Here is a 22,481-nt window from a genome sequence, read left to right as displayed (position 1 = left end):
AGCCCGGGTACAGCCGATCGCAGATCGGCTGTAGATGTCCGCGAAATGCTAGTTCTGCGCACCCGCAGCGGTCGGAGGCAGCGAGGAGATGATCGATTGCAGCGAGGCCCGCTCCACCCTGATGATGTCCCCGGGCAGGATCGGCGACGTTTCCTCGATCGCGATGTCGTTGATCGTGCCACCTTGGCGTCGCTGAACGCTGAAGCGGATACGCGCGAGCTGCTTCTCCTGCTGGTTCTGCAATCTCGGCGCGAGCGTGGTCGATTCGTGGATGAGCGCGCGCAGCGCGATGATTCTGTCATCCGTCTGCTTGAGTGACAGTTGCGTTTCGCGCAATTCGCGCCCGATATCGATCTCCCGCTGGTTCTCGAGATCCGACAAGGTCCGGCCGATCCGGCTGATCTCCTGTTTCGCCCTGGCCGTTGCGAGCATCAGGTCAAGCGCCTGACTCTCGGATTGCGCGAGATTCTGTTCGACGGCGAGCTGGCGCGGGCTCACTGCCAGCCCCTTGCTGATCAGACCGTTGATATTGTTGAGTTCGCGCCGAACGAGATCCTGCTGACGCTGCTGTGTCACGGCCTTGGCGTCGAGCGTGCGCAACTCCTCTTCAAGCAGGGAGCGCATTTGCTGCAGGAGATCCCCCTGTGACCGGGCGGCCTTGCGACGCGAGGCGAACAACGCACTTTCCTCGCGCATCGCCTGAGCGGCGCCGTCGTTCAAACTCCGGCGGATGTCATCCGAGAAGGTGATCGCCTCGGCCTTGCGTGCCTCTGCCAGAAGCCTGTCGCGACGCACTTGCATGGCGAGCAATTGTGTCTGCTGCACATTGATTTCACCTTCGGCGATGATCGTCTCGCGCTCGAAGCGGCCAAGCGCGAGCTCCATGCGCTGGAATCCGCCGGCAATGGCGACCGCCTGCAGCGCAGTCATCGTTGGCCGGAAGGCGTATTCCCCGGGCTTCTCGACCGTCCCGACCACGTAGATCGGCCGGTACTGTGCGATCTCTACGGCTGCCGCCGGTGCATTCACAAGCCCGGCGGTGCCCTTCAGCCGTTCTGATATCAGCGCTGCAATCTCGGCGGGCGCCTTTCCGTCAACCGAGAAAGTACCCACGACAGGCAGCGAGAGCATGCCGGTCGAACTGACGGCGAACTCGCCGCTCAGCGCCGACCATTCGAAAAGCTCGCGTGAGTTCGGCCTCCATTCCGACACCTTGATCTTCAGCCGATCCTGCGCGGCGACACGGTACTCGAACTCGCTCGCGCTGACCTGAAGGTCACCACCAGTGACGATAACCAGAGGCAGCGCCGCTACTAGCAGCGCGAGCGCTCGGCCCGAGGCTCGGGCGCACTTCAGCAAAAGACGGTTAGGGAGGGTGAGATGCCTCACGAAACACTCCACTGCAGAGACTTCGGCAGCTCCCCAGCAAATCCCTTGCCAGTTCAGCGCAGAGCGTTAGCACGCCCTTAACCATGACGGCTCAGTCTGGTGGATATCCCTTGCGCCCCTGAAGCCTTTCGCGGGCAGAGGAGCGAAGCTATAGTCACGGGCCTATAGCGAGCCGCGAAAGCACGAGTGATGCTGATCGTCTTATTCCTGGCGGCCCTTGTCAGCGGTGCACTGACCCTCTGGCTGATGTGGTCGCACGGCTTGCTGGTGGCGTTGATCGCCACCGCCGTTGTCGCCAGCGCGACCGTCGCTGTTTTGGCTGTCGTGCTAACCGCCCTCAGGTCTCGGGTCGTGACGAACGACGAGCAACGGCCACGCGGCGTCCTCGATATCCTCGGGCCCCGCCCGCGGCGCTGATCGGCCGCGCGACCGATTTTCTGGCACATGAATTGCTGATCGTCCCCGCAAGGGTGGTTGGCGCAATCGCGCTCCGGACCGCCGCCAGCCATTGCGATGGGAGACGGGGCAATGATGCTTCCGGCGCGGTTTCGTAATTCGCATCGCGACCGCCAGACGGATCTCGACAGGCTCGGACCGCTGTACCGGCAACTCGGGCAGGCCCTTGCCGGGATCGAACGCGAACGCACCGGGCTATCGGGCCGGCTCGACGAGGCCCGCACCCGCGCGGCAGCGCTGATGGGCAATGAGGACGGCATCTATTTTGACCGTGAGCCGGCCGACGAGGCCAAGCTGGTCGAGGCAGAGGCGCAGATGATGGCGGCCTTCGGCCGGCTCGAGCAATTGCAGGCGCAAAGGTCGATGCTCATCGCCTGGCGCGTCGAGATCGAGGATTCGGGCGTTGGCGGCGCGTTACGCCAGTGGGCAGGCTCGGGCGGATTGTTGCAGTGGTTTCTGCGCATGCTGCGGACGCGGATAGCGGCGATCAGGCGTCTCTCCCGCTTCTCCGCCTGGATGCTCCTGAGCGTCATCGTCTATGCGACGGTGTCTGGCGTCGAGCAGCGGCCATCGGTGCCGTGGCTGATGCCCGATGTCGAGCGCAGTCTTGCCTTCCTGGCCGCTGCGGCGGCGTTCGCACTCGGCTATCCTCGGCAACGGATTGCGATCTTCACCATCGGTCTTGCCGCGGTCGTCACGCTCGAGTTCGCCCAAGCTTGGGTACCAACACGCCACGGCACCTTGCACGACGTCTTGGTCAAGGCCGTTGGACTTGGCCTCGGCCTGCTGCTCGTCTCTGGTTTGGAGCGGCTCAAACCATCTGTGAGGGCCTTGTGAAGCTCGCCCCCCTTACGCAGGCGTCGATAGTCGCCGCCGCGCCCTCGACCGTCATGAATATCGCCGATACGATTGTACCCATCGTGCTCTGCGGCGGAGCCGGATCGCGGCTTTGGCCCGCCTCGCGGGAAGCTTTTCCGAAACAGTTCATCTCGCTGCTTGGCGAGGAATCGCTGTTCCAGCAGACGCTCGGCCGAATCCGGCATCCGCTGTTTCGCGCCCCGGTGATCGTCACCCATGACGATTTCCGCTTCCTTGTGCTGAGCCAGATGAAGCAGGTCGGGATGACCGGTGAGATCCTGCTCGAGCCGGCACGCCGCGATTCCGGGCCCGCAATCGCCGCCGCCGTGAGTTTCGTCCAGAAGCGCGATCCGCACGCGCTCTTGCTCGTGCTCGCTTCCGACCATTTGATCGGCGACCTCACGGCGTTCCACGCCACGGTCGAGACTGCCGCAGCGGCTGCCACCCAGGGCCGGCTCGTGACGTTCGGCATCATCCCCGACAAGCCCGCTACGGGCTATGGCTACATCCGACCGGAGCCGGGCAGCGAAGGCGCCCGCAAGGTGGTGAGCTTCGTCGAGAAGCCTGATGCGGCAACGGCGGCGCGTTATCTCGACGAAGGCTATCTCTGGAACAGCGGGATGTTTGTGTTCCGCGCCGACAGCTTCATGACCGAACTCGCCAAGCACGAGCCGGCCATGGCGAGTGCGGCGATAGCAGCGGTGGCGGAGGCGCGCGAGGATATCGGCTTCCATCGCCTCGACGCCGAGCGTTTCGGTGCCGCGCCGCGCAAGTCGATCGACTACGCCATGATGGAGCGGACCGAGCTGGCAAGTGTCGTGCCCGCCTCTTTCGGTTGGTCGGATGTCGGCAGCTGGTCGAGCGTCTGGGAGGCTTCGGCGCGAGACGAGACCGGCAATACCGGCGGTGAGAATGTCGAATTCGTCGACAGCCGCAATTGCTATGTCCAGAGCAGCGGCCCGCTCACCGTTCTGGTCGGCATCGAGGACGCCGTTGTCATCGTCGAGAATGATGCGGTGATGGTGACGAAGCGCGATCGCGCCGAAGAGGTCAAGGGCGCCTTCGAGCGGCTCAAGGCCGACGGGCATCCAGCCGTTGTCAGCTCCCGCCGGGTCTATCGGCCATGGGGCTATTATCAGACGCTCGATCTCGGCGCCCGTTTCCAGGTCAAGCGCATCGTCGTTGATCCCGGCCAGAAGCTGTCCCTGCAAAGCCATCATCATCGTGCGGAGCATTGGGTCGTGGTCCGCGGCATCGCGGAGGTGACGCGCGACGACGAGACCATCCTCGTGCACGAGAACGAGTCGATCTATCTGCCGATCGGCTGCGTCCACCGGATGGCCAACCCTGGCAAGATCCTGCTCGAGATCATCGAGGTGCAGTCCGGCTCTTATCTCGGCGAGGATGACATCGTTCGCTACGAGGACATCTATCGCCGGGTGTGAGCCGCAACCGCTCCCTCGTCAGGATGCTCCGGCGAGTTCGGCGTTCACCGTGTTGAGCGGCGGCCGCTCGACGCGCCCGGCGGCCGCGAGCAGGGCTCGTGCATGCGCATGCACAACCTTGTCGAGGCTGAAGCGATTGATGTAATCGGCCCGATACTGCGCATGGCGGCGCTCGGACACGGCATGGTCGCGGTAGTACACCATCGCGGCGACGAAGCCGGCCATATCCCCCGGCGCGACGAGGCGGCCGATCCGCTCATCGATAATGATGTCGCTTGGTCCAAACTCGCAGTCGAAGGCGACGACAGGCAACCCGAACCGCAGCGCCTCGCAAATGGCGAGCGACCAGCCCTCCCAGCGTGCACCCGAGAGATAGATGTCGCTGCACGAGAGCGGGATCGCCGGGCTGTCGGGATGATGTTCGATCGTCACTTTACCGGCAAGGCCGAGTTCGTCGATCAAGGCACGGATCGTCGGCTCCTCTTCGCCATAGCCGACGAGGACCAGCTCGGCGCCCTCGCGTTTCTCGCAGAAGGCCGCGAAGACGCGCAGCAGGATGTCGTAGCCCTTCTGGTAGGTGAAGCGGCCGACTGTGACGAAGCGGACCGGACTGCCCGGGGCTGGCGCCGGCGCCGGCATGTCAAACGAGCGCACCGGATTGGGCACCCAGACATGTTCGACCCTGCTCGGGTAGTCGGTCCGGAAGGCTTCGAGCTGGCGCGGCGACGTGCCGAAGACGCGCGCGAGACGCGGCAGTACCAGGAACCGCATCGCCTCGAACAGCAGGCTCGCCTTGAGCGAGCGTCGCTCGAGCCTGGGATTTCCGTGGAGATGGAGGATGAAGCGGCGCCGGATGCCGAGGCAGCAGAGCCAGAAGACCGCCGTCGGCTCGACCTGCGGCACGATGACGAGGTCAAATTGCCCATTGGCGATCGTTCGCCTGACCCGGCGCAGCAGATCGAGCCGTCCCTTGGAGAAGCTCAGAATGACGTGGTATGGCCGTTGCTGGCCGATAATCTGCTCGAAAGGCGAGGTGTAGAGGACGGAGACCTCGAGATCCAGCTCGTAACCGGTCGCCAATGCCGAGCAAATCGAGTCGGTGACGCGCTCAATACCCGCGAACGAACGGGTCGGCGGAACGATGTAGAGAAGCCTGGTCTTCCTGCCCGACATCGCGCTCCCGATCGCCATCGACCCAAGCCTCCGGCTGGTCAGCTCTGCGGTACAGCTCTTGCAATGTCTGCGCCAAGGGATGCTTGACGCCCGGTGGCGCCCACCATGCCACTATTGCGAACGGCGCCGGAATCGAAGCCTTAGCGGAGCGGCGCATGACCGGCTCGATGTTCAAGATCGCGGTGATAATCAACTGCTACAACTACGCCGAATATGTCGAGCGCGCGATCCGCAGCGTCGTTGCGCAGAACCGCAGCGATTGCGAACTCGTCGTCATAGATGACGGCTCGACGGACGCCTCATGGGAGGTGATCAGCCGGACGGGGGTCACCGCCTACCGGATCGAGAATAGCGGCCAGCGCCGGGCCTGCGCCTTCGGTCTCGATCAGACGGTGGCGCCGTTCGTGTTGTTCCTCGATGCCGACGACGAACTCGCTCCGGGGGCGCTCGATACGATCGTCCCACATCTGCAGCCGTCGATCGCAAAGGTGCAATTCTGCCTGAGCCGCGTCGACGGCGGCAGCACCTCCCTGGGTTCGGCGGTTCCTGAACCTGAGCTGATTCGCGAGCCCGGCAACCTTAGGGAGCGTGTTCGCAGGACAGGTGTCTATGTAAGCCCGCCGACCTCCGGGAACGTGTTCAGGCGCGATCTCTGCGAATTGCTGCGCGACGCCGATTATGACGATGCGGTTGACGGGATCATCATTCTCGCCGCCCCCTTCTTCGGCGAGATCGTATCTCTCCCGGTGGAGCTCGGGCTTTACCGTGTCCACAGCCGCAACATGTCGGGGGTGGGGCGCACGATAGACACGGACAAGATCGAACAGCACATGAAGCGCTTCGAGCACCTGATCGACCATCTCAACATGGTCATGCCCAAGGATTCGAAATCGCGGCAGCTCGATGTCAAGCGAACGTTCTTTTACCTGGAGAAGAAACTGATCCTTGCTTCGATCAACGGAGACGCCAATCGTTATTTCCAACTTCCCCGGTTGATTGGGGTCGTCGCTCAAGAGTACTTCTCACTGCCCAAAAAATTTGTGCTTTCGCTGTTTCATATCCTCATCGCCCTTCTACCCGCCGGCATGTCTCGCCATCTCATCGAAATCCGCTACCGCCCCGAGCAGCGGTCAGTTGGCGCGCTCACGAAGACGCTGATCGGTAACACGATCTGACATTGGCCACCCGAATGGAAGCAGACGCTCGCGAAGCGCGGCCCTTTTTCGACCGTATACGGAGGTTCACGTCGCAACCTCTCACGTTACGCCCGGCTGCGATGCTGGCTCGATCCTCCACCTCCCAGGCCGTCGGCAAGCGGGGCCAACGGTGGCACATGCGGAATGCTGATGGACATTTCACGGTGGGTGGCGTGAAACCCATAGCGGCGATGCAAGAGCGCCGCTATGGGCGGAGGGCCATCAGCTTGGGCCGACCTGCCGAAATGGCATTTGGCCTACCGGCAGAACGACCGGCAGCCCTTCGCTGACCAGAATGCGCTCTTTCCTGCCGTCCGGCAGGACACGCAGAACGCCTTCCGATTCATCAAGAAAATAAGCCGGGATGCCTGCTTCCCGCGCTTTCTCGACCGATTTGCACCGGAACTCCCTCAGTCTCTCGTGGAGCATTGTATCCCTCCGCCAAGTGACCCCTTTAAATGAGAGATAGTCCGCCACCCGGCTTCTGCAAGCGATGCGCTGTCTCACGAGTCGTTGATTTTGGAGTCCTCGCATCTGGAGCCCCTCGGCGCGGCCTGCGGCTCAACGGCCGCGCGCAATTTCGTGCGGATCCTAGCGCGACGCGCCAGGTCTCAGCGGACAACCTGGCCCCGTGCCCGGCCGCCAGTCGGCAAGCGGCATGAGCATCCGGTTCCGACAGGCGCCGGGCTCGCCAGAACGCAAACCCTCCGCTCGCTTTGGCAGCGACGCCCGAGCCGCGGGGCTTGGTTTGTCTCGGCGCCGAAATACCCCAGCGATTGCCGGCGCCCATAGGGGTCGATGTCGCGGCGTCCGTAATCGATCGGCGGCCCCGCACCGGGAATGCCGCCTCCATCCGAGTGCAGTCGGAGATCGGGCACATTATCGGTAATCGAGGGTGGGCCAAGACCGCGCCGAGGACCATCGGGAGTGAGCGGGCCATTGCCTGGCGTCCCGACAAGCTGCGCATTCGCTGGAAGCGCGGCGAGCAGGGCCAGCGACAGCGCCAATGCGGGCCTCAACCTCATCGCGCTTCGCTCCGCTCAAATATTGCTGTCCTCATGCCGAGCCTCCCGTTTTTCATCCGTCTGCCGGAGCCTTCAGCTGTTCCGCCGCCCGGTCTTGCGCGTCCGTTTCGATGGTCATCGCACCGCGTTTCCGTTGGCTGAAGACGCAACGCATCGACAAGGAGCTTGATCCGACGCTCACGCGCTTTTCATCGCAGCGCCTCCTTTCAACCGCCGACGGGGGCTCGGCGAGGTTGACCCGGCGGCGATTTCCGCGAGCAATGGGCGCCTCACCCGAATCTGAGCCGGACCATCTCCCATGACCATGCACCAGCGCGCCACCTCTCCCGCTATCGACCCTGTGAAGCTCGACAAGCTCGCCGAAGTCGCCATCCGGGTCGGGCTCAACCTGCAGCCTGGCCAGGATCTGTTCCTGACGGCGCCGATCGCCGCGCTGCCGCTGGTGCGCCGCATCGCCGAGCATGCCTACAAGGCCGGCGCCGGCCTCGTGACGCCGATCTTCTCCGATGAGGAGATCACGCTGGCGCGCTATCGTTTCGCGCCCGATGAGAGTTTCGACCGCGCCGCCGGCTGGCTCCATGAGGGCGTAGCAAAAGCCTTCGCCAACAATACGGCGCGGCTCGCCGTCGTCGGCGACAATCCGATGCTGCTCTCGGGCGAGGACGCAGCCAAGATCGGGCGCGCCAGCAAGGCCAACTCCATCGCCTATCGCCCGGCGCTGGAGAAGATCACCGGCTTTGACATCAACTGGAACATCCTCGCTTATCCCAGCGCCTCCTGGGCCAGGCAGGTCTTTCCCGACGATGCCGAGGAGATCGCGGTCGCCAAGCTCGCCGACGCCATCTTCGCGGCCTCGCGGGTCGATCTCGACGATCCGATCGCGGCCTGGACCGCCCATAACGCCGCGCTGCGCAGCCGCAGGGAATGGCTCAACGGCCAGCGCTTCCAGGCGCTTCGCTTCCGCGGTCCCGGCACGGATCTGACGGTTGGGCTGGCTGACGGCCATGAATGGCAGGGCGGCTCCTCCACCGCCAAGAACGGCGTCACCTGCAACGCCAATATCCCGACCGAAGAGGTCTTCACCACGCCCCATGCCCGGCGTGTCCAGGGCCATGTCTCCAGCACCAAGCCGCTCTCCTATCAGGGCACGCTGATCGACAACATCGCGGTGCGCTTTGAGGAGGGCCGCATCGTCGAGGCCAAGGCCACGCGCGGCGAGGAGGTCCTGAACAAGGTGCTCGATACCGATGAGGGCTCGCGCCGCCTCGGCGAGGTCGCCCTGGTGCCGCATTCCTCGCCGATCTCGAAAAGCGGGCTTCTGTTCTTCAACACGCTCTTCGACGAGAACGCCGCCTGCCACATCGCGCTCGGCCAGTGCTATTCGAAATGCTTCATCGACGGCGCGAAGCTGACGCCCGAGCAGATCGCCGAGCAGGGCGGCAATAAGAGCTTCATCCATATCGACTGGATGATCGGCTCGGACCAGGTCGACATCGACGGCCTGCGCGCCGACGGCACGGCCGTGCCGGTCTTCAGACGAGGCGAATGGGCGTAAGCCGCCCCGACCCGCTCGGAGACTGTGTGGATACGTCCTGAGCCCTTGTCCTGAGGGGCTGGCCTGAAAAGGGTCAGGCTCTCAGGATGAGGGTTAGAGTTTCCAAGCGGGCTCTCAGCGCATCTGCAGCGGGTCGACCGAGATGGCGCGCTTCAGCGCCCTCAACCCGAAGGTCGTCCGCGTCTGCCTGATGCCGGGCAGGCGATACAGCGTCTCGCGCAAGAAACGCTCGTAATGGTCCGTGCCACTGACCACGACCTTGACCAGAAAATCATAGTCGCCGGTGACAAGATAGGCCTCGATGACCTCGGGCGTCCGCGCCAGCGCCTCGCCGAACAGGTCGAGCACCTTGTCGTCATGCTTGTCGAGCGTCACCTCGACGAAGACGGTGTTGCTGAGCCCGAGCGCGCCGTGGTTGAGCACCGCGACATAGTTCTCGATGACGCCGCTCTCCTCGAGCCGCTTGACCCGCGTCCAGCAGGGCGAGGGCGAGAGCCCGACCTTCTCGGCCAGCGCCTGCGTGGTCAGGCGCCCATCGGCCCGCAGCGCCGACAGGATCCGCCGATCGATGGCGTCGAGATCATCATGGCGTTTGGGTTTCGCAGCCATCGGGAATCCATTCTGTTAAAGGCGCAATCTACAGAAGATCATTCCGCCAGAATGTCATAACGCGGGCATTTACGGGAGATTTCTTTTCCTGAGCCGGGCTAGCCTTTTGTCCAAGGGAGAGAGCGGTGACGAAGCGCACGCAGAGGCGGATCGTGATCAAGGAACCGGCCGGCAGCGCTGCCGAAGCCGCGTTCTGCGCTGTCGTCTCACCCGTTCAGCCTATCCCGCTCGCTATGCCCACGGCACGCCGCCGCGTCGCGCCGGTCCCCGTGGACATCGGCCGTGAGCGGGCGTTTGATCTGCCCCGGGACCGGCGGCGAGGCGTGTTGCCCGCCCTTGCAGGAGTGCGGCCATGAGTCGGCAAACACCCAGTTCGCAAACGCCCAGTTCGCCAACACCCTTGCATTTCCATGTGCCCGAGCCGGCGAGCCGCCCCGGCGGCAAGCCCGATTTCTCCAATGTCGTGATTCCGGAGGCGGGCTCGGTGCGTCGCCCGCCGGTCGATGTCGACCCCAAGGAGATCCGCGATCTCGCCTATTCGATCATCCGCGTGCTCGATCGCGACGGCCAGGCTGTCGGCCCCTGGGTTCCGGAACTCGGCCATGACGAGTTGATCCGCGGCCTGCGCCACATGATGACGCTGCGCAGCTTCGATGCCCGCATGCAGATGGCCCAGCGCCAGGGCAAGACCTCTTTCTACATGCAGCACACCGGCGAGGAGGCTGTGAGCTGCGCCTTCCGCATCGCGCTCTCGCCCGGCGACATGAACTTCCCGACCTATCGCCAGGCTGGCCTGCTGATCGCCCACGACTACCCGCTCGTCGACATGATGTGCCAGATCTACTCGAATGAGCGCGATCCGCTGAAGGGCCGGCAATTGCCGGTGATGTACTCCTCGAAAGAGCACGGCTTCTTCTCGATCTCGGGCAACCTCACCACCCAGTTCGTCCAGGCCGTCGGCTGGGCCATGGCCTCGGCCATCAAGGGCGACACCAGGATCGCGGCCGCATGGGTCGGCGACGGCTCGACGGCGGAATCCGATTTCCACGCCGCGCTCGTCTTCGCCTCGACCTACAAGGCCCCCATCGTCCTCAACGTCGTCAACAACCAATGGGCGATCTCGACCTTCCAGGGCATCGCGCGCGGCGGCTCCGGCACCTTCGCGGCGCGGGGCCTCGGCTTCGGCATTCCGGCGCTGCGGGTCGACGGCAATGACTACCTTGCGGTCTATGCCGTGGCGCAATGGGCAGTCGAACGGGCGCGGCGCAATCTCGGGCCGACGCTGGTCGAATACGTGACCTATCGCGCCGGCGCGCATTCGACTTCGGACGATCCGTCGGCTTACCGGCCGAAGCATGAATCGGATGGCTGGCCGCTGGGCGATCCACTGATCCGCTTGAAGAACCATCTCATCGCAGCGGGGGCCTGGTCGGAGGAGCGCCACAAGCAGACCGAAGCCGAGATCCTGGAGACCGTCATCGCCGCGCAGAAGGAGGCCGAGAGCTTCGGCACCTTGCATTCCGGCTCGAAACCCTCGGCCCGCGACATGTTCGAGGACGTCTACGCCGAATTGCCGCCGCATCTGCGCCGGCAGCGCCAGCAGATCGGAGTCTGACGCGATGGCACGGATGACGATGATCGAGGCGATCCGCTCAGGCCTGGACGTCGCGATGGGACGCGACGAGAATGTCGTGGTCTATGGCGAGGATGTCGGCTTCTTCGGCGGCGTCTTCCGCTGCACCCATGGCCTGCAGCAGAAATACGGCGTCAATCGCTGTTTTGACGCGCCGATCAGCGAGGCCGGCATCGTCGGCACCGCGATCGGCATGGCGGCCTATGGGCTGCGCCCTTGCGTCGAGATCCAGTTCGCCGACTACATGTATCCGGCCTATGACCAGATCGTCTCGGAAGCAGCGCGGCTGCGCTACCGCTCGGCCGGCGATTTCACCTGCCCGCTGGTCATCCGCATGCCGACCGGCGGCGGCATCTTCGGCGGACAGACCCACAGCCAGAGCCCCGAAGCGCTCTTCACCCATGTCTCGGGCCTGAAGACCGTGGTGCCGTCCAATCCCTATGACGCCAAGGGCCTGCTGATCGCGGCGATCGAGGATCCAGACCCTGTGATCTTCCTCGAGCCGAAGCGGCTCTATAACGGCCCCTTCGACGGCCATCACGACCGTCCGGTGACGCCCTGGTCGAAGCATGATCTGGGCGAGGTGCCCGACGGGCATTTCGCCCTGCCGCTCGGCAAGGCCGCTATCCGCCGCGAGGGTTCGGCCGTCACCATCGTGACCTATGGCACCATGGTCCATGTTGCGCTCGCCGCCGTCGAGGAGAGCGGCATTGATGCGGAGGTGATCGACCTGCGCACGCTGCTCCCGCTCGATCTCGACGCGATCCTGACCTCGGTCCAGAAGACCGGCCGCTGCATCGTGCTGCATGAGGCGACGCTGACGTCGGGATTTGGCGCGGAACTGACCGCGCTGGTGCAGGAGCACTGCTTCTACCATCTCGAAGCGCCGGTGATGCGCGTCACCGGCTGGGACACGCCCTATCCGCACGCCCAGGAATGGGACTACTTCCCCGGCCCGGCTCGCGTCGGGGCGGCCCTTCGCCAGATCATGGAGAGCCGCTGATGGCCGAGCGCATCATCAAGCTGCCCGATGTCGGCGAGGGCATCGCCGAAGCGGAGCTGGTCGAATGGCACGTCAAAATCGGCGACATCATCCGCGAGGATGATCTGCTCGCCGCCGTGATGACCGACAAGGCAACGGTCGAGATTCCCTCCCCCGTCGATGGCGAGGTCACCTGGATCGGCGCCGAAATCGGCGACACCGTCGCGATCGGCTCGGCCCTGGTGAAGCTCAAGGTCGCGGGCGCAGCCGGCGCGGAAGAGCCAGCAGCCGCGCCCGAAGCGCCCAGGGAAGCGCCCAAGCCCGGCTCAAAGCCGGCAGCGGCGGCCGAAGCCCCGGCTGCGAAAGCCGAAGCGCTCAAAGCCGAAGCGTCAAAGCCCGCGCCAACCGTCGAGCCGCCCAAGGCGATGACCGTGCCCAAGCCGACGCGCGGCGTGGTCCAGGCGACCGCTCAAAACCCGGCGCCGCGCCGCGCGCCCGGCGAAAAGCCGCTCGCTTCGCCGGCGGTGCGCCTCAGGGCGCGCGAGGCCGGCATCGATCTGCGCCAGCTCTCCGGCACAGGTCCCGCCGGCCGCATCCTGCATGAGGATCTCGACGCCTTCCTGCTGCGCGGCCCCGAGGCCGAGCGCGCGCCTGGCCTGTCCCAGAAGAGTGCCGTCACCGACATCAAGGTCGTGGGCCTCAGGCGCAAGATCGCCGAGAAGATGGCGCTGTCGAAGTCGCGCATCCCGCACATCACCATCGTCGAGGAGATCAACGTCACCCCGCTCGAGGATTTGCGCGCGACGCTGAACAAAAAGCCTGCGCCCGAACGCCCGAAGCTCACCTTGCTGCCCTTCCTGATGCGGGCGATGGTCAAGGCGATCTCGGAGCAGCCGAACCTCAACGCGCTCTATGACGACGATGCCGGCGTCATCCACCAGCATGCCGGCATCCATATCGGCATCGCGACGCAGACGCCGACCGGGCTGATGGTGCCGGTGGTGAAGCATGCCGAGGCGCGCGACGTCTGGGGCTGCGGCATCGAACTCAACCGCATCGCCGAACGGGCCCGGGACGGCACCGCGACGCGCGACGAACTCACGGGCTCGACCATCACCATCACCTCGCTCGGGGCGCTCGGCGGCATCGCGACGACACCGGTAATCAACTATCCCGAGGTCGCGATCGTCGGCGTCAACAAGATGATGATCCGGCCGGTCTGGGACGGCACGACCTTCGTGCCGCGCAAGATGATGAACCTGTCGTCGAGCTTCGACCACCGCGTCATCGACGGCTGGGACGCCGCCATCTTCGTGCAGCGCCTCAAGGAGCTGCTGGAGAATCCGGCGACGCTGTTCATCGATGTCTGAAGCCGGAAACGCATCATGACCGAGATCGCGCTATGACAGAAATCACGTGCAAGCTGCTCGTCATCGGCGCCGGTCCCGGCGGCTATGTCTGCGCCATCCGCGCCGGCCAGCTCGGCCTCGACACCGTCATCGTCGAGAGCACCAAGCTCGGCGGCAGCTGTCTCAATGTCGGCTGCATTCCGTCCAAGGCGATGATCCATGTCGCCGAGGAATTCGAGAAGGCGGCCCATGCCGCGGCCGGCAAGACCCCGTTCGGTCTCACGGCCTCGGCTCCCAAGCTCGACCTGAAGCAGGCCGTGGCCTGGAAGGACGGCATCGTCCAGCGCCTCAACAACGGCGTCGCCGCGCTGCTGCGCAAGTCCAAGGTCAAGATCGTCCATGGCCGAGCCCGCTTCCGCGACGGCAAGACCGTCATCGTTGAGACCGAGACCGGGCCGCGGACGATCAAGGCCGAGACGATCGTGATCGCGACGGGTTCGGCTCCGGTCGAACTGCCCTTCCTGCCCTTCGGCGGCAACGTCATTTCCTCGACCGGCGCACTGGCGCTGACCGAGGTTCCCAAGCGCCTCGCCGTGGTGGGTGGCGGCTATATCGGGCTGGAACTCGGCACCGCCTTCGCCAAGCTCGGCTCGAAAGTCACGGTCGTCGAGGCTCAGGCAAGCATCCTGCCGCTCTATGACGCTGAACTCACCGCGCCCGTCGCCAAGCATCTCGCCGCGCTCGGCATCGAGGTCCTGCTCGGCGCGAAAGCCCGGGGCATGACGCCAAAGGGCGACGCGCTGCTCATCGAAACCGCTGGGGGTGACGAGAAGCGCATCGAAGCCGACAAGGTCCTCGTCACGGTCGGCCGGGCGCCGGTCACCAACGGGCTCGGCCTCGAGGAACTCGTGCTCGACATGGATGGCCGCTTCATCCGCATCGGCGATCGCTGCGAGACCTCGATGCGCGGCATCCATGCCATCGGCGACGTCACCGGCGAGCCGATGCTGGCGCATCGCGCCATGGCCCAGGGCGAGATGGTGGCCGAGATCGCCGCCGGCCTGCCGCGCGCCTGGGACAAGCGCTGCATTCCGGCGGTCTGCTTCACCGACCCCGAGATCGTATCGGTCGGGCTCTCGCCGGAGGAGGCCCGCAAGGCCGGGCTCGAGATCAAGACCGGGAAATTCCCTTTCGCGGCCAATGGCCGGGCCATGACCCGCCATGGCGAGCAGGGTTTTGTCCGCATCGTCGCGCAGGCGCAGACGCAGCTCGTGCTTGGCATCCAGGCGGTCGGCCAGGGCGTCTCGGAGCTGTCCTCGACCTTCGGCCTCGCCATCGAGATGGGCGCGACGCTGGAGGACATCGCCGGCACGATCCACGCCCATCCGACGCTTGGCGAAGCCGTGCAGGAGGCGGCCTTGATGGCGCTGGGCCACGCCATTCACATCTGAGAGCCGGCCCGCGCCCTAGAATCGCGCCATGCGCCGGTCGATCGCGTCCTGCAGATGATACCAGCCGCTGACGATCGGCAGGAACCAGGGCGTGCCGTTGTAGAGCGGCACCACCGGGAAAGCCGGATCATCGAAGGCGCAGGCCCGGTTCTGCCGGCCCAGCAGCTTCAGCGCCGATTGGTGGCCGAGATAGCTCATCAGCGCGACGCCGTTGCCGTTGCAGCCGATGGCGAAATCGACGCCGTCGCGGCGGCCCATATGAGCGATCTTGTCGGCGGTCATGCCGACCTTGCCGCTCCAGCAATGCGTGACCTTGTAGCCGGCGAGTTGCGGCCAGACCTTCAGCATCATCGCATGAAGCCTCGGCGCGGCCTCGCGCTCCGCCATGCTGAACATGCCCGGCCGGCTGCCGAAGAGGATGCGCGTGCCGTCCGGCGAGGGGCGGCTATAGATCAATTCGCGCTTGCTGTCGGTGATCATGCGCCGGCCGGGATTGATCTTGTCCATGAGCTCGGGCGGCAGCGGCTCGGTCGCGATCTGATAGCTGCGCACCGGCACGATGCGCTTCTGCAGATAGGGCTGCGCCTTGTCGGTGTAGCCATTGGTGCCGAAGAAGACGTTGCGGGCACGGATCATGCCGCGACCGGTCTCGACCATGTGGAAACCGCCCTCAGCCGGGCCGACCTTCAGCACCGGCGCGTGCGAACGCAAGGTCGCGCCATTGCCGGCGGCGAGGTGGCGCAGCGCGCGGTGGTATTTTGCCGGATGAAGCCCGCCATAGTCGTCGATGACGATGCCGCCATGATAGAAATCCGTCGCGGTGATCTCGTGCTGGCGGGCCTTGGGGATGTCGTGGACGGTGACGCCGGTGTGCTTCGCCAGGAGTTCGCCTTGACGGCGCAGGCGGTCGTAATGGCTGGGCACATGCGCGCCAAAATAGCGGCCAAGCACGGCGAGATCGGCATCGAGCCCCTGCTCGCGGATCAACGTCTTGAGATGATCGTAGGAAGCAAGCGAATCCTCCAGCAGCCTCTCCATCCGAGCCGCATCGACGCCCTTGATCGCGCCGCCGATGACGAGCTTCTGGCCGCTGGAGACCATGCCGCCGGAGCGGGTCGAGGCACCCGCCCCAAGCTCCTCGGCATCGACCACGGTCACATCGACGCCGTTGCGCGCAAGCTCGGCTGCGGCCGAGAGCCCGCAATAACCGGAGCCGACGACGAGCACATCGGTCCGCGTCGGCAAGGGATCGCGCGCCGACTCGGGCGGAGCCGCATCCCACCAATAGGGATCGGTGGTGAAGTTCGGCGCCAGCACACTGGTTTGGTCAGGCATGGTTCGCCTCCCCGAAGGATCTGATGTTGGACAGGAAGGCGCGCGTGCGCTCATGCCGTGGATTGGCGAAGAATTCGGCGGGCGGCCCCTGCTCGACGATGCGGCCATCGGCCATGAAGACGACGCGGTCGGCAACCTCGCGGGCAAAGCCCATCTCATGGGTGACGACAACCATGGTGGTGCCCTCGCGGGCGAGATCGCGCATCACGTCGAGCACGCTGGTGATGGTCTCGGGGTCGAGCGCCGAGGTCGGTTCGTCGAACAGGATCGCCTTGGGTTGCATGGCAAGCGCTCGCACGATGGCGACGCGCTGCTGCTGCCCACCGGAGAGCGCTGAGGGATAGTCATCAGCCTTATGGGCGAGGCCGACGCAAGCGAGCAGCTTGCGCGCCTCATCCTCCGCGACCGCGCGCGGCAGCTTGCGGCGGCGCTGCGGCGTCAGCGTCATGTTGCGCAGAATGCTGAGATGCGGAAACAGCGCATAATCCTGGAAGACCATGCCGATCTGCGTCCGCAACTCCTGCCAGGCGCCCTCGTCATGAATGTCGATGGCCCGGCCGGCGACCGTCAGCGAGCCCTCGTCGGGCCGCACCAGCCCGTTGATGCAGCGGATCAGCGTGCTCTTGCCCGAGCCGCTCGGACCGATCAGCACGACGACGCTGCCGGCCGCGACATCGAGATCGATGCCCTGCAGCGCGGCATGGGAGCCGAAGCGCTTGCCGATGCCTTTCAGCGAGATCAGCGGGCTGGGATTGCTCATGAGGCGAGCTGGCGCATGTCACGCTTCAGGGCCTCGCGCGCCTGCTGCAAGCGGCTGCGCTTGCCGGCAAGATCGGCGCGGCGCGTCTCCAGCCGCGCCTGGGCTGCTTCGACCGAGCGCGCGACGGCCTCGGGCGCCGGACCGCCCGGCAGGATGCGGGCCGCGACGCTGGCGGTCGGGTCGAGACTGACGCGCACCAGCTCCGGCGACAGGCCGAGCGGCCGGCCGATCTGGTCGCGGGCCGCGTCATCGACCATTTCGGTGGTGATGCCGTCAGCCGCGAGCCCGCGATCCATCGCCGCGCGTACGACGGCGCCGACGATATGATGCGCCTCGCGGAAGGAGAGATCGGCGTCGCGCACCAGCACGTCGGCAAGGTCCGTCGCCGAGGCGAAATCCTCGGTGACGCGGCGCTTCATCAGCGCAGCGTTCGGACGCCCGGTGGCGATGATCAGGTCGAACAAAGCAAGGCAGCGCAGGGCTTCCTCGCCCGCTTCCCAGACGCCGCGCATGCCCTCGCGGTTGCCGTCGATCGTGTTGGTGAAATGCGTGCCCTTCACCGCCGTGGCGGAGGCGACATAGAGTCCGAGCAGATGGCCGGCCTTGCCCTTGAGATGCTCCAGCACGACCGGGTTCTTCTTCTGCGGCATGATGCTGGAGGTGCCGGTGACGCGATCAGGGAATTCGATCGTCTGGAACTCATGCGAGACCAGCACGTGATAGTCCTGCGCGACGCGGCTCCAGCCGATCGCGATCTGCGAGAGATCGGCCAGGATCTCGAGGCCGAAATCGCGGGTCGCCACCGCATCGAGCGTGTTCTCGATCAGCCCCTCGAAGCCGAGCGTCGCGGCGACCGCATGCCGGTCGATGGCGAAGGTCGTGCCGGCAAGCGCACCTGCGCCGAGCGGGCTGATATTGGTGCGCGCCCAGGCATCGGCGAGCCGGCCGAAATCGCGCTCGAAGGATTGCGCCACGCCGGCGAGGTAGAAGCCATAGGTCACGGGCTGGGCCGGCTGCAGATGGGTGTAGCCCGGCATCACCGCGTCGCGGAAGCGGAAGGCGCCGTCGAGCGCATGTTCCTCGACCTGGAGCAGCGCCTGTCCGGCGTCGAGCAGGAGATCGCGGGCGCGCAGCCGGTCGAGTGCGGCGGTAAGGTCGTTGCGGCTGCGGGCGATATGCATGCGCCCGCCCGCATCCGTGCCGATCAGCTTGATCAGATGGGCCTCGTAGTTGAAGTAGGAATCCTCGCGCTGCGGATCGAGCTCGACGACCTCGGGCCCCTCCTCCTCCATGCGCAGCAGGCCGGCCGCGAGCGTCCTGGCGGCATCAGGCGAGATCAGCCCGCAGCGCGCCAGCATCAGCACATGGGCCTGGTTGAGATCGGTCATGTAGCCGAAGACGGCGCGGAAATCGCGGGCGAGGCGCGGCCCGTAGATATGGTCGCAGACTTCCTGCGCGACCGTCTCGGTCAAGCGGCGGCTGACTTTCGATTCCATGGCGATATCCTCAGGCGTTGTCTTGTTGTGCGGATGAGAGTCAGGGCAGCTGCGTCAGCGGCTTGACGAGCAGCGGGCCCACTGAGGCGGGCCTGCGCTGGTCGTTCTTCAGGCGGCGTTCGAGCCAGCGGCCGAACCAGGTCAGCGCGGAGCAGATGACGAAATAGATCAGCAGCACCGCGCCATAGACGGTGAAGGCCGGGTTCCAGCCCTCCATCATCGTGGTGCGCTCGACGATGATCTGGCCGACCTTGAAGAACTCGCTGACTCCGACGAGGGCGCCGAGCGACGTCGCCTGCACGAGCAGCGTCAGCAAGCCGACGAAGGGCGGCAGGATCGAACGCAGCGCCTGCGGCCCGGTGATGAAGAGATAGACCTCCCAGGGCTTCAGCCCGAGCGCGGCCGCGCTTTGCCACTGATGCCTGGGCACCGAGGCGAAGCCGGCGCGCACGATCTCGGTTCCGTTGGCGCTGCCCCAGAGCGAGAGGCCGACCGTGACGGCCGCAAAAGGTGACAGCTCCATGCCGAACAGCGGCGCGACGAAGAAGACGAAGAAGATGTTCACGATCAAAGGGATGTCGCGGAACAATTCGACATACGCCTTGACCAGCCAGCGCAGCCAGCGGAAGCGCAGGGTCGCCAGGATGCCCAGGATGAAGGCGATCACGGTCGAGATCAGCAGCGTCGCCAGCGCCAGCGCCAGCGTCATTCCGATGCCCTGGAGGATGAAGGGCAGGTTCTTGATGAGGAGTGTCATGCTCGCCTCCTCAAACCCGGAACGGCTTGTTCAGCCGGTTCTCGAGACGGTTGGCGAAGACGGAAAGCACCAGGACGAGCGCGAGATAGATCACGCAGATCGCGACGAACATCTCGATCGTGCGGAAATCCATCGAGATCCGGTCGATCGCGACATAGGTCAGCTCGGCCAGCCCGATCGCCTGGAGATAGGACGAGTTCTTCAACAGCGAGATCGAGGTGTTGAGCATCGAAGGCAGGCCGACCCGGATCGCCATCGGCGCCGCGATCAGGCGGAAGAAGCGCCAGGGCGTCAGGCCCAGCGAAAAAGCCGCCTCGCGCAGGCCTTTCGCGACCGTCTCCAGCCCGCCGCGGATGTTCTCGACCTGATAGGCGCCGGCCCAGAGCGTCAGGCTCAGCACGCCCGACCAGAACAGCGAGAGCTTGAGGCCGATCGTCGGCAGCCCGTAGAAGATGAAGAAGAGCTGGGCGAGCAGCGGCGTGTTGCGGATGAACTCGACGTAACCGATGACGAGCTTGTCCAGCACCGGCAGCTTCAACACCCTGACCGCCGCGCCCATCAACCCGATGACGATCGACAGCACGATGGAGATCGCGCTGACCTGCACGGTCAGCCACAGGCCGCGCATCAGCGCCGGCCCTTGCGCCATCAGATAGGCAAGGTCGAATTCCATCCTGCGGATATCCCCTGCGCGACAAAGAGAAGGCCGGAAGAGAAGGCCGGAGCGGCGACGCCGCCCCGGCGATCGCGGCTAGATCACGTCGCATTCGGACGGGTTCGTCCGAATGCGAAAAACGTGATCGATTCCTGGAGTTTAGAGCATTGCTCCAGCGAAAAACCGGTACCCACTTTTTCGCGCAATGCTCTAACGCGCGGTCGGCTTCGGCTTCTCGAAGGCCTCTGTGTAGAAAGGCCGGATATCGGCCGGGATCCACTTGTCGACCCATTTCGCGTAGAGGCCCTCGGCCTTCATCCGGTCGAGCGCGGCATCGACATAGGCGAGCCATTCCGCCTCGTTCTTGCGCACGCCGACGGCGGCGTCGGAAATCGCGAAGGGCTCCCCGACGAGGCGCAGGATCGGATCCTTCGCCGCGATCACGATCAGCGTCGCCGCGTCATGGGTATAGGCGTCGCCGCGCCCCTGCTTCAGCGACTGCAACGCGTCGGAAGCCGTGTTCAGCCTGAGGTTGTCGACCTTCGGCATGTTGTCCTCGAACCATTTCGCCTGGGTCGAGCCCTTCAGCATGATCACGACCTTGCCGGCGACATCGTCGAGCTTCTTGATCGGGCTGTCCTTGGCGACCAGCATGTCGCTGCCGCCCCAGCGATAGGGTTTCGAGAAATCGATGACGCGGGCGCGCTCGGGTGTGACGCCGAGCGTCGCGATCAGCAGATCGACCTTCTTGCCGGAGAGCTGCGGAATGCGGTTCTCCGCGGTCACGCAGGTCAATTCGATCTTGTCGGGCGAGCCGAAGGCCCAGGCGGCGATCTGGATCGCCATGTCGGTCTCGACGCCGGCGAATTTGCCGGTCTCGTCCTTGTAGCCATAGGGTGGCTGGTCGCAGCGCACGCCGGCCTTGAGAAGGCCTGCGGCCTTGATCGCCGCGGGCAACGGCGGCAGGGTCTGCGCGCTCACAAGCCCGGCGGACAAGGCGGTCGCGGCAAGGGCCGCAAGCGTCGAAAGCATCGGCAAGCGCCGGCTCTGAAACTGCATCATGGTCATCCGTTATCCCTCTGATTGGGCCATTTGGCCTGTTGTTGATTCCGTTCCGACTGCGGCCGGCCCCCCGCCCCATCCGCATCGCGGAGGCCCCAATCTTCGTCCGCCATCTCAGTCAAATCCCTGAAGCCCGATCCGGTCAGGATCAGCACGGCGTGGCGCCCGCCAAGCGAGCCGTCCTGCGCCAGTTCGACGAGCGCAGCGAGAGCCGCCGCCGCTGACAGCTCGGCATGGAAGCCGATTGCCGCAAGTCTTGCGCCAGCTGCGCGCGTCGCATCATCGCCGACCGGGACGGCGCAGCCGCTACTGCCCCGCAAGGCCTGGACGGCCTGCCAGGTGACGGTGCTTCCAGCGATCGAGAATTGCGCGGTCGCGCCGGCGAAGTCGCCGCGATAATCCTCGCCCGCCATCACGCGCGAAAGCCGCGGGAAAGGCTCGGCCGCCACCAGCCTCGGCATGCCGCGCCCGATCTCCGCAAAGCCGAGCGACAGGCCCGAGAGCAGATCGCCGCGCGAGCAGGGAATGACGACGAGATCGGGCATGGCGGATGCGGCGATCTCGGCTGCGACCATCTTGTATCCCTCGACCCCGAACGGGTCGGTCCCGACCGCCGGCAGATGATAATTGGTCGCGGCGAAGGCCCCCTCCGCCACGCGGATGGCGAGATGGCGCCAGCGCTCCAGGCTGTCGGCGAAGGTCGCGATGCCGGCGCCATGGGCGCTGATCGCCCGGCGATAGGAGGCGGGCAGGTCATCCGTCGCCGCGATCTCGGCGGCGAGGCCGGCGCGCGCCGCGTAAGCCGCGAGCGACAAGCCGCCATTGCCGCTGGACGCGGCGACGACCAGCCGCGCGCCGCAATCCTGTGCCCGCGCCAGCAATTGCGCGCTCATCCGGTCCTTATGCGAGCCGGTCGGGTTGCACCATTCGAGCTTCAGCGACAGTCGGCCGACGCCGACAGCCGCGGCGAGCTCCGGGACCTCGACCAATGGCGTCCCGCCCTCGCCCAGCGAAAGCGCCTCAGGAAACGGCAGCGCGATCATTGTCGCCTGCGCCGCTTCACCCGGCGCATAGACCAGGCGCAGATTGGAGGCGTGCCCGTCGCGCGCACAGCGTGGACAGCCGCCCTCATGCGTCGCGACCGGCAAAACCAGATCGCAGCGCAGACAGGCGAGGCCGGTCAAACGCGGATTGCGGACTGGGGCCAAGGCTTGGGCTGAGGGCATGACCATGGGTAAAAAGTATTGAGGCCCGTCCCCATCTGGTCAAATCTCATTTTTTCGGGTTGCTATTCA

The 22,481-nt window shown here is 65.4% G+C and carries 20 protein-coding genes; 9 read left to right on the top strand and 11 right to left on the bottom strand.

Going from position 1 to position 22,481, the window contains the following annotated elements; all coding sequences use genetic code 11:
• Window positions 1–48: 48 nt before the first annotated feature.
• Window positions 49–1,389, bottom strand: coding sequence for a polysaccharide biosynthesis/export family protein (locus tag ACSQ3P_RS18655; protein ID WP_436167001.1), 1,341 nt, complete (start codon window positions 1,387–1,389; stop codon window positions 49–51).
• A 186-nt stretch (window positions 1,390–1,575) separates the two neighbouring features.
• On the opposite strand from ACSQ3P_RS18655, the gene ACSQ3P_RS18650 reads away from it, so the two are divergent.
• From ACSQ3P_RS18650 to ACSQ3P_RS18640, 3 genes are all read left to right on the top strand, one after another.
• Window positions 1,576–1,806 (top strand): hypothetical protein, encoded by a 231-nt coding sequence (locus ACSQ3P_RS18650; protein ID WP_436167000.1) that lies wholly within the window; start codon window positions 1,576–1,578, stop codon window positions 1,804–1,806.
• Between the two features lie 111 nt (window positions 1,807–1,917).
• Entirely contained in the window at window positions 1,918–2,682 is a 765-nt protein-coding gene (locus ACSQ3P_RS18645) for a hypothetical protein (RefSeq protein WP_436166999.1), read from the top strand.
• Entirely contained in the window at window positions 2,679–4,148 is a 1,470-nt protein-coding gene (locus ACSQ3P_RS18640) for a mannose-1-phosphate guanylyltransferase/mannose-6-phosphate isomerase (protein ID WP_436166998.1), read from the top strand. The genes ACSQ3P_RS18645 and ACSQ3P_RS18640 overlap by 4 nt, the downstream gene beginning before the upstream one ends.
• Window positions 4,149–4,166: 18 nt before the next feature.
• Here ACSQ3P_RS18640 and ACSQ3P_RS18635 read toward each other — a convergent pair whose 3' ends face one another.
• Window positions 4,167–5,339 carry a glycosyltransferase gene (locus ACSQ3P_RS18635; protein ID WP_436166997.1) on the bottom strand — a complete coding sequence of 391 codons (1,173 nt, stop codon included), beginning with the start codon at window positions 5,337–5,339 and terminating at the stop codon, window positions 4,167–4,169.
• Between the two features lie 137 nt (window positions 5,340–5,476).
• Here ACSQ3P_RS18635 and ACSQ3P_RS18630 point away from each other — a divergent pair, with 137 nt between their 5' ends.
• Window positions 5,477–6,496, top strand: a complete 1,020-nt coding sequence (locus ACSQ3P_RS18630) for a glycosyltransferase family 2 protein (RefSeq protein ID WP_436166996.1) — start codon at window positions 5,477–5,479, stop codon at window positions 6,494–6,496.
• A 243-nt stretch (window positions 6,497–6,739) separates the two neighbouring features.
• On the opposite strand, the gene ACSQ3P_RS18625 is transcribed toward ACSQ3P_RS18630, so the two are convergent.
• Window positions 6,740–6,946: a hypothetical protein gene (locus tag ACSQ3P_RS18625; protein WP_436166995.1), complete on the bottom strand. Its 207-nt coding sequence runs from the start codon at window positions 6,944–6,946 to the stop codon at window positions 6,740–6,742.
• Between the two features lie 894 nt (window positions 6,947–7,840).
• On the opposite strand from ACSQ3P_RS18625, the gene ACSQ3P_RS18620 reads away from it, so the two are divergent.
• On the top strand, window positions 7,841–9,097 hold the full coding sequence (locus ACSQ3P_RS18620; RefSeq protein ID WP_436166994.1) for an aminopeptidase: 1,257 nt from the start codon (window positions 7,841–7,843) through the stop codon (window positions 9,095–9,097).
• Between the two features lie 114 nt (window positions 9,098–9,211).
• Here ACSQ3P_RS18620 and ACSQ3P_RS18615 read toward each other — a convergent pair whose 3' ends face one another.
• Window positions 9,212–9,706 (bottom strand): Lrp/AsnC family transcriptional regulator, encoded by a 495-nt coding sequence (locus tag ACSQ3P_RS18615; RefSeq protein ID WP_436166993.1) that lies wholly within the window; start codon window positions 9,704–9,706, stop codon window positions 9,212–9,214.
• A 352-nt stretch (window positions 9,707–10,058) separates the two neighbouring features.
• Between ACSQ3P_RS18615 and ACSQ3P_RS18610 the strand changes: the two genes are divergently transcribed.
• Genes ACSQ3P_RS18610 through lpdA form a run of 4 tightly spaced genes read left to right on the top strand, consistent with a single transcriptional unit; the run spans window position 10,059 to window position 15,121 of the window.
• Window positions 10,059–11,321 (top strand): 3-methyl-2-oxobutanoate dehydrogenase (2-methylpropanoyl-transferring) subunit alpha, encoded by a 1,263-nt coding sequence (locus ACSQ3P_RS18610; protein ID WP_436166992.1) that lies wholly within the window; start codon window positions 10,059–10,061, stop codon window positions 11,319–11,321.
• A 4-nt stretch (window positions 11,322–11,325) separates the two neighbouring features.
• Window positions 11,326–12,342, top strand: coding sequence for an alpha-ketoacid dehydrogenase subunit beta (locus tag ACSQ3P_RS18605; protein ID WP_436166991.1), 1,017 nt, complete (start codon window positions 11,326–11,328; stop codon window positions 12,340–12,342).
• Window positions 12,342–13,691 (top strand): dihydrolipoamide acetyltransferase family protein, encoded by a 1,350-nt coding sequence (locus ACSQ3P_RS18600; protein ID WP_436166990.1) that lies wholly within the window; start codon window positions 12,342–12,344, stop codon window positions 13,689–13,691. The genes ACSQ3P_RS18605 and ACSQ3P_RS18600 overlap by 1 nt, the downstream gene beginning before the upstream one ends.
• 32 nt (window positions 13,692–13,723) lie before the next feature.
• Entirely contained in the window at window positions 13,724–15,121 is a 1,398-nt protein-coding gene (lpdA, locus tag ACSQ3P_RS18595) for a dihydrolipoyl dehydrogenase (protein WP_436166989.1), read from the top strand.
• Window positions 15,122–15,136: 15 nt separating this feature from the next.
• Here the strand turns inward: lpdA and ACSQ3P_RS18590 are convergent, their stop codons facing one another.
• The 7 genes from ACSQ3P_RS18590 to ACSQ3P_RS18560 form a co-directional block, all read right to left on the bottom strand.
• A complete protein-coding gene (locus ACSQ3P_RS18590) occupies window positions 15,137–16,456 on the bottom strand; it encodes an NAD(P)/FAD-dependent oxidoreductase (protein WP_436166988.1) in 1,320 nt (439 codons plus the stop codon).
• A complete protein-coding gene (locus ACSQ3P_RS18585; RefSeq protein WP_436166987.1) occupies window positions 16,449–17,216 on the bottom strand; it encodes an amino acid ABC transporter ATP-binding protein in 768 nt (255 codons plus the stop codon). The genes ACSQ3P_RS18590 and ACSQ3P_RS18585 overlap by 8 nt, the downstream gene beginning before the upstream one ends.
• The gene (gene argH, locus ACSQ3P_RS18580) at window positions 17,213–18,712 is read right to left on the bottom strand and encodes an argininosuccinate lyase (protein ID WP_436166986.1); all 1,500 of its coding nucleotides are present in this window, start codon (window positions 18,710–18,712) and stop codon (window positions 17,213–17,215) included. Before argH ends, ACSQ3P_RS18585 begins: the two co-directional genes overlap by 4 nt.
• Window positions 18,713–18,752: 40 nt before the next feature.
• Window positions 18,753–19,469 (bottom strand): amino acid ABC transporter permease, encoded by a 717-nt coding sequence (locus tag ACSQ3P_RS18575; RefSeq protein ID WP_436166985.1) that lies wholly within the window; start codon window positions 19,467–19,469, stop codon window positions 18,753–18,755.
• A 10-nt stretch (window positions 19,470–19,479) separates the two neighbouring features.
• The gene (locus tag ACSQ3P_RS18570) at window positions 19,480–20,142 is read right to left on the bottom strand and encodes an amino acid ABC transporter permease (protein ID WP_436166984.1); all 663 of its coding nucleotides are present in this window, start codon (window positions 20,140–20,142) and stop codon (window positions 19,480–19,482) included.
• A gap of 192 nt (window positions 20,143–20,334) precedes the next feature.
• Window positions 20,335–21,186: a transporter substrate-binding domain-containing protein gene (locus ACSQ3P_RS18565; protein WP_436166983.1), complete on the bottom strand. Its 852-nt coding sequence runs from the start codon at window positions 21,184–21,186 to the stop codon at window positions 20,335–20,337.
• Window positions 21,187–21,188: 2 nt separating this feature from the next.
• On the bottom strand, window positions 21,189–22,418 hold the full coding sequence (locus tag ACSQ3P_RS18560; protein WP_436166982.1) for a PLP-dependent lyase/thiolase: 1,230 nt from the start codon (window positions 22,416–22,418) through the stop codon (window positions 21,189–21,191).
• Window positions 22,419–22,481: the final 63 nt, after the last annotated feature.

Source organism: Allobosea sp. LjRoot9, assembly GCF_964252745.1.
Taxonomy (GTDB): Bacteria; Pseudomonadota; Alphaproteobacteria; order Rhizobiales; family Beijerinckiaceae; genus Allobosea.
This window is presented reverse-complemented; position numbering and strand designations above follow the sequence as displayed.

Coding starts and splice junctions, on each gene's coding strand:
- ACSQ3P_RS18590 (WP_436166988.1), bottom strand. CDS start 16,456: ATGCCTGACCAAACCAGTGTGCTGGCGCCGAACTTCACCACCGATCCC.
- ACSQ3P_RS18645 (WP_436166999.1), top strand. CDS start 1,918: ATGATGCTTCCGGCGCGGTTTCGTAATTCGCATCGCGACCGCCAGACG.
- ACSQ3P_RS18565 (WP_436166983.1), bottom strand. CDS start 21,186: ATGATGCAGTTTCAGAGCCGGCGCTTGCCGATGCTTTCGACGCTTGCG.
- argH (WP_436166986.1), bottom strand. CDS start 18,712: ATGGAATCGAAAGTCAGCCGCCGCTTGACCGAGACGGTCGCGCAGGAA.
- ACSQ3P_RS18635 (WP_436166997.1), bottom strand. CDS start 5,339: ATGGCGATCGGGAGCGCGATGTCGGGCAGGAAGACCAGGCTTCTCTAC.
- ACSQ3P_RS18610 (WP_436166992.1), top strand. CDS start 10,059: ATGAGTCGGCAAACACCCAGTTCGCAAACGCCCAGTTCGCCAACACCC.
- ACSQ3P_RS18570 (WP_436166984.1), bottom strand. CDS start 20,142: ATGGAATTCGACCTTGCCTATCTGATGGCGCAAGGGCCGGCGCTGATG.
- ACSQ3P_RS18630 (WP_436166996.1), top strand. CDS start 5,477: ATGACCGGCTCGATGTTCAAGATCGCGGTGATAATCAACTGCTACAAC.
- ACSQ3P_RS18615 (WP_436166993.1), bottom strand. CDS start 9,706: ATGGCTGCGAAACCCAAACGCCATGATGATCTCGACGCCATCGATCGG.
- ACSQ3P_RS18560 (WP_436166982.1), bottom strand. CDS start 22,418: ATGGTCATGCCCTCAGCCCAAGCCTTGGCCCCAGTCCGCAATCCGCGT.
- ACSQ3P_RS18605 (WP_436166991.1), top strand. CDS start 11,326: ATGGCACGGATGACGATGATCGAGGCGATCCGCTCAGGCCTGGACGTC.
- ACSQ3P_RS18575 (WP_436166985.1), bottom strand. CDS start 19,469: ATGACACTCCTCATCAAGAACCTGCCCTTCATCCTCCAGGGCATCGGA.
- ACSQ3P_RS18600 (WP_436166990.1), top strand. CDS start 12,342: ATGGCCGAGCGCATCATCAAGCTGCCCGATGTCGGCGAGGGCATCGCC.
- ACSQ3P_RS18625 (WP_436166995.1), bottom strand. CDS start 6,946: ATGCTCCACGAGAGACTGAGGGAGTTCCGGTGCAAATCGGTCGAGAAA.
- ACSQ3P_RS18585 (WP_436166987.1), bottom strand. CDS start 17,216: ATGAGCAATCCCAGCCCGCTGATCTCGCTGAAAGGCATCGGCAAGCGC.
- ACSQ3P_RS18620 (WP_436166994.1), top strand. CDS start 7,841: ATGACCATGCACCAGCGCGCCACCTCTCCCGCTATCGACCCTGTGAAG.
- lpdA (WP_436166989.1), top strand. CDS start 13,724: ATGACAGAAATCACGTGCAAGCTGCTCGTCATCGGCGCCGGTCCCGGC.